Below are 14,003 nucleotides of genomic sequence, written 5' to 3'. Positions count from 1 at the left end.
ATTATCTATAATCCTTTTTTACAATTCAATTATAATAAATTCACTTCTTCTATTGAGTTGATGTTCTTCTTCGGAACATTCTATGTTGTCGCTGCATTTGTTAATCAATTGCATTTCTCCATATCCTTTTCCGCTCAACCTCTCAACTTCAATTCCCTACGAAACCATCCAAGCAATTGTAGATTTTGCTCTTTTATCCGATAATGTTTCGTTATACTTGTGCGTCTGACGGCTATCTGTATGGGAACGAACATCAATTTTCATGGTCGGATTATCCTTCATCACATCTACAATCTTTGCAAGATCAATAGCGGCATCCTGACGTATGTTCCATTTATCCAAATCAAAATAGATAATCTTAATTTTGAAAATCTTGGCCAGATCATCTCCCACTTTTACAGGAATTATGGACTGTTCCAGAGTAATCAACAACTCAGTTTTACCATCTTCTTTGCTTATTGCAACCATTTCCTCAACGGTATTATAGTCACGCTTTTCTGCTCGTACATAATACACCTTGCCGCATTCAACCTCATCAAAAGTGTAGATCCCCTCTTGATCAGTATAGGTTTCCTTGATGTTTTTCATTTTCTCATCAAACAAGGTAACTTTGACATTTGCTAAAACCTCACCCGTTTTCAAGTCGGTTATCACTCCTGCTAGCAGTTGCTCACAGTTTAGTTTCTTGACTTCCTTGAATTTGTAAATATCATCATAGCCCAAGCCTCCCTGTCTGTTTGAAGTGAAGAATCCTACTTGGGTCTTGGTATCAATCAGAAATGAGAAATCGTCCATTGGCCCGTTTATGGGAGTCCCGACGTTTACTACATCCTTGAATCCTTTGTCTTGAATCTTTGAAACGAAAACATCCAAACCTCCTAACCCCGGATGTCCATCCGAAGAAAAATAGAGTTCGTTGTCATTCGAAATAAATGGAAATGTCTCTTTACCTTCGGTATTGATTTCCTTCCCGAGATTTTCAGGAGTTCCAAATGTTCCATCTGCATTGATGCTGACCCTGTAAAGATCAGATTGTCCATAGCTGCCAGGCATGTCTGAGGCAAAATATAGGGTTTTCTCATCTGGGCTCAGCGCAGGATGTGCGGTACTGTATTGATTACTACTAAAAGGAAGCTCCATCACGTTGATGAAATTTCCGCTTTCATTCAAGGTAGCCTTATACAATTTCAAAAGTGTTATTCTATCGTCGCTTTTGCGTTTTTTGCCATCCGTATAATTGCTTCTGGTAAAATAGATGGTACGACCATCATTCGTAAAAACAGGTGTAGCCTCATCAAACTTTGTATCAATATCCGGTTGAAATCTAACAGGTTCCTGCAAGTTCCCATCACCATCAACCGCAGCAGCATAAAGACTTGTAAAGGATTGATTGTTCCATTTGTGTACCATCTTGCTTAATCCTTTTGTAACTCTAGAACTTGCAAATACTAATTGATTATTGAAGAAGGCAGTGCCATAGTCCTGATATTCAGAATTGATGCCGGCATTTTCTGTTATATATCGCCCTGAATTCTCTTCAATAATTTTCAGGTAATTTTTCTGCTTGCTGTATAATTTGGCTCGGGAATCATTACCACTCTTTTCATTAAAGATTTCCAACATTCCATTAGCCTCATCATATTTTCCAACAGATTTCAATGCTTGTGAATAGCGGTAATAGTACTCAGGTTCCACTTCTTTGTCCATTGAAAATAGTGCAGTATACCATTTTTCAGCCTTATTCAGCTCTGCATTAAAATAATAGGCATTACCCAACTTCTTGAACATTTCAGCATCCTTGTACCCTTTTTCGGCTACACGTTCATACGTTTTAATGGCATCTACATAGGCAAAATTTTCATAATCTCTGTCTGCCTTTTTAATTTTTGTTTTCTGGGCTTGAACAGTAATTGTGACGGCTGTTAATATTGCTATGTATATATATTGATATTTCATATTTGCTTTTTTAGAAGAATCTTGGAGAAATTATCTTGTCATAGTTCTTGAACAGTTCAAATCTCAGGAATATTTCATGCGAACCTGAGTTGTAGTTGGCTAGTTTTGTAGTTTCGGCATCATAAGCATAACCCGCCAGCAATCCATCGGTTATTTGAAACCCTACCATAGCACTCAATGCCGCACTCCATCTGTAAGCCACTCCAATTGTAAATTTCTCATTGTATAGGAAATTGGCAGAAACATCGGCTTGCAAAGGAGCATTTTCTACAGCTTTGATTAAAAAAGAGGGCTTAAATTTTAGGTCCGGACTTAAGTCAAAAACATATCCTCCTATAAAATGGTAGTGCATTCGCTCTTTGGCAACCGAGTTGTTCATTCCATCAAAATGTTTGGTCTCAAGAAAATTAGGAACTGAAAGCCCTAAATAAGAGTGATCTGAATACCAAAACACACCCGCACCAATGTTAGGGCTAAACCTATTGTCAATATTATACTGTAGTTCTGGGTCGCCTTCTTGTTGCTTTAACTTGGTATAATCTACATTCAGTAAATTGGCAGTAGTTTTGAGTCCAAATGCCAATTTATAATAATCAGAAGTTGGAACTGTATAGGAAACATCAATAGAAATTGTATTCTCATCCGATGGTCCTATTCTATCGTTTACAAATGATGCACCTATTCCTACAGATCTGTTTTCGATAGGAGTATGTACCGAAACGGTATTTGTCACCGGAGCACCATCTAAGCCAACCCATTGGGTGCGGTGCATCGCAAAAACACTCATCACCTCTCTTGATCCTGCGTAAGCTGGATTAAAGTTTACTGGATTATACATATATTGTGTAAATTGAGAATCCTGTTGCGCAAATGCCCCTCCGGATATCAACATCAAAGTCAAGTAATAGACTTGCTTTACCATATTTTTTTTCATTTTCTTGCTTTTATCCTAGTTTATTCGGCTTGCAGATACAGATATCCTGCTCTTTTATGGGTTTTGGAACTTGCTGTATCCTCATAGGTAAGTATGTAGAAATAGGTTCCTGTAGGCAATTTATCACTTCCATCAATAGTAGTTCTTCCGTGAGAATAACCTCTAAATACATTGCCATTGGTATCATAACCTTTTGTACCGAATACTTTTACTCCCCAACGGTTGAAAACCTCTACGGTATTGTTTGGATAATTCTCCAAACAATCTATAAAGAAGTAGTCATTTTTATTATCTATATTGTTTGGCGTAACGGCATTATAGATTTCTACACAAGTGGGATCGTTATTTTTAACACGACCAAGCGTAAAAACGCCATATCCGGAAACTGCCACTGTGGTAGTTACGGTTCTGGAAGCAACATCTGCAACTCCACCCTCATCTACCCATTTTTGTAACCCTTCATCCCATCTCACAATATGGATGTCACTTTCGGGAGAGGCAATAACGTCTGTTGGGGTCGTCGTCAATTCGTCCCAACTTAGGGTCAAAAGAATATCAGCAGTACCACCATCCTTAGTGATAGTCCAATATTCTTTGTTATTGATGTGTTCTATCTCTTTTTGCTTGCTTGTATGCGGATACAATGGAGCAGAATTTTCAAAGAAATATTTCCCTGTAAAGGTTGAAGCCACTTCCGTTGGAGCTGATATCCTCGCAAAACGGTACAGATTTTTATCTCCAATAGGATAAATAAAGTCAGTGCTTCCGTTCTTGATCACTTTTCCATCCACATGACTTCCGTTCCAGGTATTGGTGTGTGTGGCATCCTGCTCGAAAGAAATACTCCCTCCGTGATTGTCGTTGTCAACAACACCTTGGTTGAATTCTGCATTGCCCGAAATACTGATGGTATTGGAGAGTTGGAACGCAGGCTGTGTCGATTGGTTGTAAAAAAGCACGTCCTGAAATTCACTCGGAGACTGCCCCGATATTTTCTGTACCGAATTCCCTTGGAAGCGTGTGTATCCTTCGGACGCAGGGCCTGGTGTGAAGGTAACAAGTCCCTCGTTGTTGAAATTGGCATACACGTAGAACGCTCCATCATTTACGAAGTCTCCGCTCTGCTTATTGTCAAAATCGAAAAGCGTGCTGACAACTGTTCCAGGCATCACCACCATTGTACCTTGGTTGACCGTCTGGGCTTCTGCCTGAAAAGTCAGCAAGTACAGAACTATTGAACCTATTAGCGTTTTCATATATTTTATATTCTTTATTTCGTTTTTCTAAATTCTAAAAAAGTAAGGACGACGGCATACGACCCTGATTTGAAAGATTTACATGGAACCCCAATCCAATACTTGTAGTCGTAAATCATTACAGTATGCCGTCTGCTCCTTGATGGAATACCAAATTATATTTCCCCAAATATAAACAGCTAGGAAACGGGCGTTTCCTCCAAATCGCTGAAAGGTATTCTTGTATTTTTCATTATTGATTATTTTTTATCTTCTCGTTTTCAACTAAACCTTTTTATTTTCCTCCTTTAACATTCCAATTCAATCTCAAATAAGCTTCCGTCCTTGTCCGTATGTACTACAACAAAACAACCTTTCAAATCATGCCCGATGGCATAATCAAAGCTCATCTCTAAATCGCTATCGTTCAAAAAGAAACCGATTCTTTTCAATTGCAACTTCCCTGCAATGTTTTCATCTACTTCTAAAAATACTTCTTTGGAATTGATTGGTGTTATTGCGGTCTTTTCTATATAATTTTTTATCTGCTTGCCAATATTGTTCTCTGTTTTACTGTTACAGTTTTGGCTGATGTACATTCTATTCTTTTCATCAAATGTTGCTATGGTATCGAAAATTTTCTCAACAGAATTGATTTTTGATGCATCGATTGTTTTATTTTCAAAATTCAAATCCATCTGAATCATTTCGCCATTAAGCATCATGAATCCTTCATAATACTCGTTAAGAGCTTTTAAATCAAGTCGTCCAAACCCTTTTAGCAAAACATCCATCTTCATCATTTTACTCCGACTACTCTATTTTTTTGCTCTCATTCTTAGAGAAGGATTGCTTCTGCTACAATTCTCCAAGACCACCGTTACCGGAACACGATCACTTTCGCAACCACCTGCTACAGTCTGTGTGGCATAATAGGTAGTGCCGCTCATCAACAAAGTGGTGCTTGGTAATACCGTTGGAGTTACTAAATCCGCATACCATTTAATATCGGTACCAGTAATAGTTAGGTTGGCCAACGATGTATGTACGGTAGCACAAATCTTTTGATTAGGTGCAACTGTTGGCGAAACCTTTGCCCTAACCGTTAAAACAATGTTTCTGGTACTGTAACAGCCAGTAGCAGTTTCCACCACCCTCACATAAATAGTTCCGCTGGCACTGTTGTAAGGCGAAGTCAATGGATTGCTATTTGCTATAGCATCTGTAGACGTTGCGTGATAGCTAAAAGTATAATCTGCAGGAGTGCTTACCAATATGGCGTTAGCATCAGTTAAATTAAAATCTCCTATTGCTGCACCTGCAGTAGTTTCACAAGCATAGATGGTTGCGGCATTTAGTACAGGGTTTGGTGTTAAACCTAAGGTGATGGCATCTGTCAAGTTACAACCTGCACCATAAGTTACGGTTACGCTATATGTACCAGGACCGGTTACTGTAATGTCTGGTGTAGTGGCACCATTGCTCCATAAAATTGAAGTCGCGTCTTGATTAAAACTAGCTGTACTTAAAGTGTAAGGATACTCATTGCATTTCAACACTTTATCTGCACCTAAGTACTCGAAACCAGCAACTGTTGAAAATGTCCAGTTGCTATTACCTCCGGCATCATCTCCTACTACCTTATTTTGTGCAATTGTACAAGTGCCACCCGCTCTAATATCAGTTAAACGAGCAAACTTAATATCAAAATTGCATAAAGTTGATATAAATGTTGCTGGTGTACCTGGAGTAGTTGCACGAAACCTAATTGGGTTGCAAGGTGTTCCATTTGCGGTTAAAAAATTATTAACCGTTATTGTACTGCCTGACCCTATACTGTTATCGGAAGAATTGGTATAGCGTAGATGATCAACAATAAATCTTCCAGACATGCTACTAGTAGCTCTCAAGAAATTAAGATTGGTAAATTTTACTGTACCAGATCCACCATTTAAAGTAGCCAAAATACTCTGGTTCACATTCATCGTACCATATTCAATGGTTACGCCTGTAGGTGTATTAATGCTAATACCCCTTACATTAATATTTATAGTACTTCCTGTTGCATTCCAATTGGCTAAATTAGTACTATGGTTACCTGCGTATGTCGTTGTATTATCTACTCCATTTAGCGTAATTACCGAATTTGAAATATCAGCCTTATTATTACCTGTAACCTGTAAATTTAAAGATGCAGAAGTAATATTATTACTATTAGTGTAAAACTGACCAGAACTAAATCTAATATTACTGGTAGAAATAAAATTATCTAAGAAATCGTACCTACCACCTCCGTTAAGTGTTAATATGCTTCTTACTACCACTCCATTTGTAGTAATAGCGTTAGAATTAGCGATCAACGAATTTCCTCTCATATTCCAATTGCCGGCAAAAGGGAAGGTCATGTTTGGCGCCAGCCTTACGAATCCATAAGTGTTTAAATTAAGTCCCGTAATACCTGCAAAAATTGGGGTGCGACTGCTTACTGCACTATCCCACGTCATATTACGGCAACTTGCATCAATATCAATAGTTATCGTTTGGTTGTTTCCAGTAAATGAATTTCCGTCAAAAAACACATTATCATTTAAACTTGGAACACAATTATTTGTATTAGTGGTTGCTGGGTTACCACCCGAAACAGCAATACTCCAATGCGAGGCATCGTTCCAATTTCCAGTGCCACCTACCCAATAAAAATCTTGTGATGGATTTGAAGTAATATTTACGTTTAGATTATTCCCCAAATCTTCACCACCTGGTACCGTTATAATAGCACCTGTGGCATTAATATCTTTCATAATGGCATTACTTACCTCAAATGGTAAGCTTGCTTTATAGATTTTTGCTCTATAACCTGCCGAACTAGACTGTATAGTCACTTTAGGAGAGCAACTGCCAATACTATTGGTATTAATGCTATTAACGACAGTATAGACAGGTGCAGTAGATGCGTTTGATGATGTGTAAAACGAATAAACCTTACCAGGACTGAAATTATAGGTATTTACTCGATGCGTTGGAGCTGCACCAAGAATTTGTTGAATAGTAGCATTGCTATTAAATCTAATATTGTTAGCTACAAAGTTGAGCACCCCTGAATTTACAAATAGAGCGCTATTTGTATTTGACGTAAAATTAATATCGTTAAAAGTTATTGTACTTAAAAGCACATCTGCGTTATGCCCGTTTACATAAAACTGTGGCTGCGTTGCTGTGCAATTAATCGTAGACCCTGTTGCATTAAAAGAACCTAGGAAAGGAGTATTAAGCGCAAAAGCACTACTCCCTGACCCAACTGAACTTTCGCTAAAAATTAATATTGAGTTTGAAATATTAATATGGCGTATATTATCTGTTGAATAAGGTATTGATGAGCTAACAAATCGCCTAGCTGTAATATTTTTACCATTGCTGTTAAAAGTACCTGCACTTATTTGCAACAAAGCTGAAGTTACAGTTAAATCATCTGTTAAAGTATAAATACCAGTACCAAAAAATTGTATAGAACCAGATGTGTAAGCTGTGCTTCCCGATTTTACGGTATGGTTTCCCGAGCCTACATATACTAATGCAGATGCTACACCTGTACTGCCAGAAAAATCGGCACTGCCATTAATGTTTAGTCCGCCGCCTGTAAGCCTTCCTCTCCTGCTTGAGTCTGTCCAATACACATTACGCGCATAAGCCATGTTAGTAGTACTAGCACTGCTGCCAATAGTAACAATTTGTGCAGAGGATGTAAACGAGTTGGCATCAAAATACACATCATCGTTATAATTTGGTATACAACCTGTAGACGCTTGCGTAGCACCGCCACTGCCAATTACAGACCATTTGGTAGGATCGTTCCAATTACCTGTACCGCCAACCCAATAAAATGAACGCGAAGTTGAAGCTGTACTTGTAGCGTAAGTTCCTGTATTTAAACCTAAATCGTTATTTACAGGAATTGTAACTGTACTGCCTAAAAAAGTAATGCTTTTAAAACCTATGTTTGAGGTGGATATTGGAACCGTTGCATTAAAAGAGATTGGTGTACCACCTTCTGAACGGATGCTCGACTGCCCTATGCAACTTACCGCTTCATTAATAGTACCTAAATTTAATTTTAAGAGTGCTGTTGAAGTAATATCTACTGGCTTCAGCAAGTTAAGATTAGTGATATTTAAATTGATTAGAGAACCAGATGTAAAATTGAATGCTGAAACATTAATATCAAAATCGGTAACTCCTAAGGTAAAATTTGGTGCATTACTACGAATTTGTTCCGCTGTTACACCTGGCGTAGTTTCTGTAAAAGTTATAGATTTAATTCCTGTAATACTAGTGCCATCTGCATCACCTCCCAGTTGAATAAATGTACTATTTGTACTTTGATTTATATAAATCTCCGCATTGGTCCAATCATAACTTGTAGTTGTTGGCCTTGCCGCAATTACAATTGCCCCACTATTAGCTGCTCCTCGATTAACAGACAACTTGCTGTTGGCTAAGTTTACTGTTTTGGTGCCGGTAACTGTATTGCCAATACTAAAAGAACCCACTTGCACCCAAAAACCATTGGCTATAAAGGTGGAATTGCTAATGCCAATCGATTTAAGCGGTAAGTTTAAATCACTCAATAAAGTATAAGTTCCTGTACCAGAAAACAAAAAATCACCACCGGTTGTACCGCTAGTATGCGGAAGATTATCTCCCATATCTATGGTATGACTTCCTGTTCCCAAAAAAGTCATACCACTAGAGAACAAATGTTTCCCGTTTGAAGTGAAATTGCCATAAACGTTTACAGTACCTAAAGTAATTATCCCAGTAGAAAGCACATTGAAATTTCTTGCCGCCGCACCTGAAGATATAGTAATAGTCTGGGTTAAATTTCCCACCGGAAAGTAAACATCATCAATAGAAGACGGCGCCAAAGAACCATTGGCAGGCGTGCCAGAGCCCGGAGCACTTTCCCAGTTGGCTGCATTGGTATAAATCTGGTCGGCACGGCCGGTGCTTTTCCAGTAGAAATCTACGGCGAAAGCATTTGCGGTACAAATGAAGGCTATTAATAATAGTAGTATTTTTTTCATTGTTTACAAATTTCATTAACAGAGCTGTTTTCCTACCTTGTTAATTTGTTTTAATTAGCTACACAGCACTTATAAATAATATCCCTGGTAACAACTATTTTTTTTACTGTTTTAGGTTTCTAACCTATGCAACTGGGTTAAATAATAATTGGTTAGGATTGTGCAATGCTTTGCCGGGGTCATTTAATGCTTTCCCGAGGTTATTTAATGATGTGTTAAGGTAATATCAATACTATTTTGAGGTTGTTTAACCCATTTTTGAGGCTTTAAAATAGTCTGTCGGGGTTGGTATACCCCAACAGATTATTTATTTACCTCAAGGTATGTGTATCTAACCTAGCGAGAGCAGTATTTTGATGCGCCGTACTAGTAAATCAATACACAGTATGGGTATTTTAGTCTTCTGCAGGTGTATTTTTAGATGCCGTCTTGGTAAAAAACTGTTTCAGTTCGGCTTGTTTGGTTTCAAAACCTGCTGCACCCGTACCTGCCATAAAATTAGTATAGGCATAATCTATCAAAGCTGCTTGAAAGTTGTCAAAATCGTGCAGGGTTTTGGCATTTTTTAGCTTGATGGTTAGGTTTTCTAATCGGGTAATGATTTTTTCCAAGTTTAAACGGCTGTCATGGTCGTTGTTAAACTCCTTCCAATCTACCTCAGTAGTGCTTAAGGAAGGTTGACTTTTGTTATAATCGTACACCTTGTTTACAAACAATTTGTTTTGTTCGTGAATACTGCCGTAGCGTTGACGCTCTTCGGCGGTAAGTTTGATGTTTGTACCAGCAAGCGTGTTTTCTAAATCAGTTAGGGTATTGTTCGCCTCTGTTATAGTCGTTGCTGAGAAATGAACGTTGTTTAAATTTGTAAGTGCCATAAGAATAAAATTTTGATGAGTTATTTTAAAAGATCTAGTAGTTATTTTACTTTAAAAGTGATGTTCATGTACGTTTTTTCAGTAACCACTGCTCCAGGCAAGATTTCATAAGTCAATATACCCGCATTTGTCAACTGTATCGTGTCAGGATTAAAAACCGTATTGTCAAAATAGGTAACAAAATACTCCAGATTGACAGCAGGAACAACAGGAAGCGTAGTGGCGCTTGGACTCTTTAATGCAGTTCTTGTAGGTCCAGCCACATTGCCAGTCATTCCATATTGGTTGCTGTAAACCGCATGCAAATCAACCGTAAAAACGCCTCCTGCATAGCTTACGTGTGCTGGTAATCCGCCAGTTGTGCTGGTAGGCATTACCATTGATGGCGCGTAGAAGAATTTAGGAATTGCATCTGCCCAAACAACTGAATTGCCTGTACTTCTAGTCATCACCTGGCCGTTTGTTCCATTTGTTTTTGGAAATGTATAGGATCCGCTTAGAGTACCTGAAGCATCATGATGATGGAAGGTAACTCCGTCTGCTTTTTTAACAACAACTTCGGTTCTGTTTTTCAAGCTCACATTGTCACCAGCTTCAGAATTGGCGTGATACAATAACAAGCCATCTTCTCCAGCGGATTTAACCATTGCTCCAAACTTGTTGTGTTCGTTGGCATACAAGGCAAAATAACCATTGGCTCCGTTTACTTCCAATGTTCCCTGTTTTGCTTCTCCATTATGCTTAGAATATACATTTACAGCATTCAAATCAAGTATAAAATTGGAAACTTTCCCTGGTACAGCCGCTGCATAATCATCAATGACGGTTGCACTTGCTCCAAATTGGCCAACACTCATAGAATGCGCTTCACGTGTAGTGGGATTAATCCAATACGTTCCTGCACCCTGTGTCACTAAAGGACTATTCACCTCCATTCCAACTAGATTACCCCCTACAATAGTTTCAGATTTAAAGTCTCCTTTTACTTCTAATTTCTTTGGAGTGTATCCTACTGGGAATGCCATACTAAAATCACCTACACCTACTCTACCAGTCTGATAAATATGATCTGCATTTGCAGTAGCGTTATTGGTTGTAGTTTGGACTCTCCATGGCTCGGTTGGCAAAATAGTAGCTACCTCTTTTACTTTTAAAACACCATTGGCATCGGCTACTACCAATCTGTCGTTAGCATCGGTACTGATGTAATTTGGTCGTTCTGCGATTTCGGCAACTCTCCAGGCCGCTAACGGCCCATAGCCTAATGCACCAATACGCATACCTCCCAAAATTAAATCCAGACGCTCGCTAGGACTTCTCCAAAAGTTATCAAAGTTAGGATCTGATCCAAAGGCCCAGTTTCCTTTTTGATCCATCACGGCACGGTATTTAACTCCTGCAGCATTCACTAAAGTTTTACCTCCATCACCAGCAGAAGCTCCTGAAACTCCAAACCAAATCTCTCCTCCTAGATCATTGTACTTACCTGTTCTAAGAACCATCCCAGCACGTTGCTGAGTAACTCCCAAACTTGATAATCCGTAGCCTCTGTTTTGTACAGAGGTATGCCCTTCGAAGGCAGCAATTGAAGTACCCGTTGGTCTAGCTGTTCGTGTTTCAATTGTTCCGCTGGAAATTATATTACGATGAACGATAGCCTGTCCATTATCGGTCGTAGCTAAACTGTAATTCAAATCCAAATCGTCATTGGCTTGAAAGGTAACTTTATCGTCAAATTGACCAGACGCATTAAACACATCACTTGGATAGTAACCAAAACCAAACCTGCCTCGGTCGGAAGTGATAAAATCATCTAGGACATTTGTTGCTGTAGGTGTTCCAGTTGCAGGATTATCTTTAGCGGTGTCAATGTGAAAAGTACCAAGGCCATTTTGAGTACCAATAGCGACATTCCCTTTTTGATAAATATTTTGAGCATTATCCGTTGCTTTTGTAGTTGCCGTTCCTCTTACATTCCATGGCTCTACCGCTAAACTAGATGGAGCAACCGTTTTCAATACACCTGTATTATCAGCTACCACTACATCATCTGTAGCAACTCCTGTTTGCAGTCCTTCAAAACGAACAGGATTACCTGATGCATTTCTAACATGTAACATATTGCTTGGATTCCCCGGATAAGTCAATCCTATACCAACATTACCATTATTTTTTATAACCAATCGCTCTACATCTGCTTTACTATTAGCTGGAGTTGTCCAAAACGTAATTTTAGTAGGTAAGCTGGTCGCGGTTGGCGTTCCGTCAGCATGCATACGCATACGGGCAACTTTTATAAAGTTGGTACCATCGTATAGCATTCCATTAACGGTACTCATTAAAGCACCTGTATCAGGTATTCCCGGTGCTGCTGGGGTACCGCTTGCTGCACCACTGTTCCATCCATAAGATTGTCCTGTTTCAGAAAAATTATAAATTGAGTGTTCCCCATTAAAGGTAGTAAAACCTCCAAAGTATTTACCTGTCAAAGGATTTGATAAATAACTATTCAACATAGATGGTGCACCAGAAAGCAAATACATGTTGGAACTTTTTGGACCAATAAGCCTGATACTATTGTTCACTTTAAAGATCAAATCTTGGTTGTCAGTAGTACCTAAAAAATTATTGGCAGGATCAGTTCCTGCATTTCCTACCAAAGACCAATAAGGTGTCGGAGTAGCTCCGTCTGTTAATCGTACCCATGTACTGTTGGCAGGAATAATTTCATCTTTTTTCCAATAGTAATAACCCGGTGTAACATCGTTTGGGGCAGTACCTGCTGTTGCAGTATTAAAAACCGTAAGAGCATTAGCCGCATTGGCTATAGTGGTTGCATCCTTAAGATCGGTCAACGCTATACGTGGCAATAAGGCTCCTTTATCAGTACTTTCTACCTCCAAAACTGCACTGGAATTGATGGTAGTGGGATTATCCCCTATTTTTTGATGGGTAATCTGTGCAGTTCCTATGGTCGTACTTCCAATACCAAGTGCAATAAGGGCTGCTATATTTTTTGTTATTTTTTTCATAACGCTATTAATTTTATTTTAGAAAACAGTTTTGCAATTCAAAAGAGTAAGAGCCGAGGCTATACCTTTCACGCTCTTTTCAATTAGTCAATTTTATACCAATCAGTTCCATCACTTTGTATACGTATCGTACTGTTTATATTAAATGTCGTAAAGCTCACTGTTTCAGAAATCCTAACTGGCTGGCTCAAGGTTACGGTATTACCACTTGTGTCTGTTTTACGCAATACCAATATTCTTCCCTCATTGGCTGTTGCGGCAGGAATAGCGATAGATACACCTCCAGCTGAAGTATTGATCAATATCGTATTGTCATCATCCAAAACAGAATAAGCTGTCGCCGTTTTCACAACCTTGTTCTCGGCTTTATAGAAAGCACCACCATCAGTACCCACTTTTATCTGGTTACCTGCATCCGTACTCACTACATCAGCAGTATGCAGATCATTGTTTTCATCCTTATAGGTGATAATTCCGGTAGCATTATCCTGAACAAACGTGGTCAGATTAGTAGCCACTTTATAAGGATCTGCATCGGTTCCAGAACCTGTCACGGTTACCCCCGGTGTACCAGTAGCAACTGCCACCCCTTCGGTTTTTCCTCCTACACCCGCGTTACCATCTGGTCCTTGGTTACCTACAGGTCCTTGTGGTCCTATCGGTCCCTGATTTCCTATCGGTCCTTGGTTACCATCCGGTCCCTGATTTCCTATCGGTCCTTGATTACCATCCGGTCCTTGATTACCTATCGGTCCTTGATTACCGTCTGGTCCCTGATTTCCTATTGGTCCTTGATTACCTATCGGTCCTTGGTTTCCTATCGGTCCTTGGTTACCATCTGGTCCTTGGTTACCATCCGGTCCCTGATTTCCTATCGGTCCTTGGTTACC

The 14,003-nt window shown here is 39.1% G+C and carries 6 protein-coding genes and 2 pseudogenes; all 8 read right to left on the bottom strand.

What is annotated here, in order from left to right; all coding sequences use genetic code 11:
• Positions 1-18: 18 nt before the first annotated feature.
• A pseudogene (locus ACI6PS_RS04405) lies at positions 19-1,956 on the bottom strand (OmpA family protein).
• 10 nt (positions 1,957-1,966) lie between these two features.
• The gene (locus ACI6PS_RS04400; protein WP_421011475.1) at positions 1,967-2,878 is read right to left on the bottom strand and encodes a type IX secretion system membrane protein PorP/SprF; all 912 of its coding nucleotides are present in this window, start codon (positions 2,876-2,878) and stop codon (positions 1,967-1,969) included.
• Between the two features lie 32 nt (positions 2,879-2,910).
• Complete coding sequence (locus ACI6PS_RS04395; RefSeq protein ID WP_421011341.1) at positions 2,911-4,146, bottom strand: gliding motility-associated C-terminal domain-containing protein; 1,236 nt, start codon at positions 4,144-4,146, stop codon at positions 2,911-2,913.
• A gap of 287 nt (positions 4,147-4,433) precedes the next feature.
• On the bottom strand, positions 4,434-4,919 hold the full coding sequence (locus ACI6PS_RS04390; protein ID WP_421011340.1) for a hypothetical protein: 486 nt from the start codon (positions 4,917-4,919) through the stop codon (positions 4,434-4,436).
• Between the two features lie 24 nt (positions 4,920-4,943).
• Entirely contained in the window at positions 4,944-9,206 is a 4,263-nt protein-coding gene (locus ACI6PS_RS04385; RefSeq protein WP_421011339.1) for a beta strand repeat-containing protein, read from the bottom strand.
• Positions 9,207-9,601: 395 nt separating this feature from the next.
• A complete protein-coding gene (locus ACI6PS_RS04380) occupies positions 9,602-10,081 on the bottom strand; it encodes a hypothetical protein (RefSeq protein ID WP_421011338.1) in 480 nt (159 codons plus the stop codon).
• 41 nt (positions 10,082-10,122) lie between these two features.
• Positions 10,123-13,113: a hypothetical protein gene (locus tag ACI6PS_RS04375; RefSeq protein ID WP_421011337.1), complete on the bottom strand. Its 2,991-nt coding sequence runs from the start codon at positions 13,111-13,113 to the stop codon at positions 10,123-10,125.
• Positions 13,114-13,196: 83 nt separating this feature from the next.
• Positions 13,197-14,003 (bottom strand): annotated as a pseudogene (locus ACI6PS_RS04370) (hypothetical protein); the annotation flags it as partial.

The organism is Flavobacterium sp. PLA-1-15 (genome assembly GCF_049060005.1).
Lineage (GTDB): Bacteria > Bacteroidota > Bacteroidia > Flavobacteriales > Flavobacteriaceae > Flavobacterium.
Note: the sequence above shows the minus strand (reverse complement) of the source record. Positions and strands in the feature narration are given on the sequence as shown.

Coding starts and splice junctions, on each gene's coding strand:
- ACI6PS_RS04400 (WP_421011475.1), bottom strand. CDS start 2,878: ATGGTAAAGCAAGTCTATTACTTGACTTTGATGTTGATATCCGGAGGG.
- ACI6PS_RS04395 (WP_421011341.1), bottom strand. CDS start 4,146: ATGAAAACGCTAATAGGTTCAATAGTTCTGTACTTGCTGACTTTTCAG.
- ACI6PS_RS04390 (WP_421011340.1), bottom strand. CDS start 4,919: ATGGATGTTTTGCTAAAAGGGTTTGGACGACTTGATTTAAAAGCTCTT.
- ACI6PS_RS04385 (WP_421011339.1), bottom strand. CDS start 9,206: ATGAAAAAAATACTACTATTATTAATAGCCTTCATTTGTACCGCAAAT.
- ACI6PS_RS04380 (WP_421011338.1), bottom strand. CDS start 10,081: ATGGCACTTACAAATTTAAACAACGTTCATTTCTCAGCAACGACTATA.
- ACI6PS_RS04375 (WP_421011337.1), bottom strand. CDS start 13,113: ATGAAAAAAATAACAAAAAATATAGCAGCCCTTATTGCACTTGGTATT.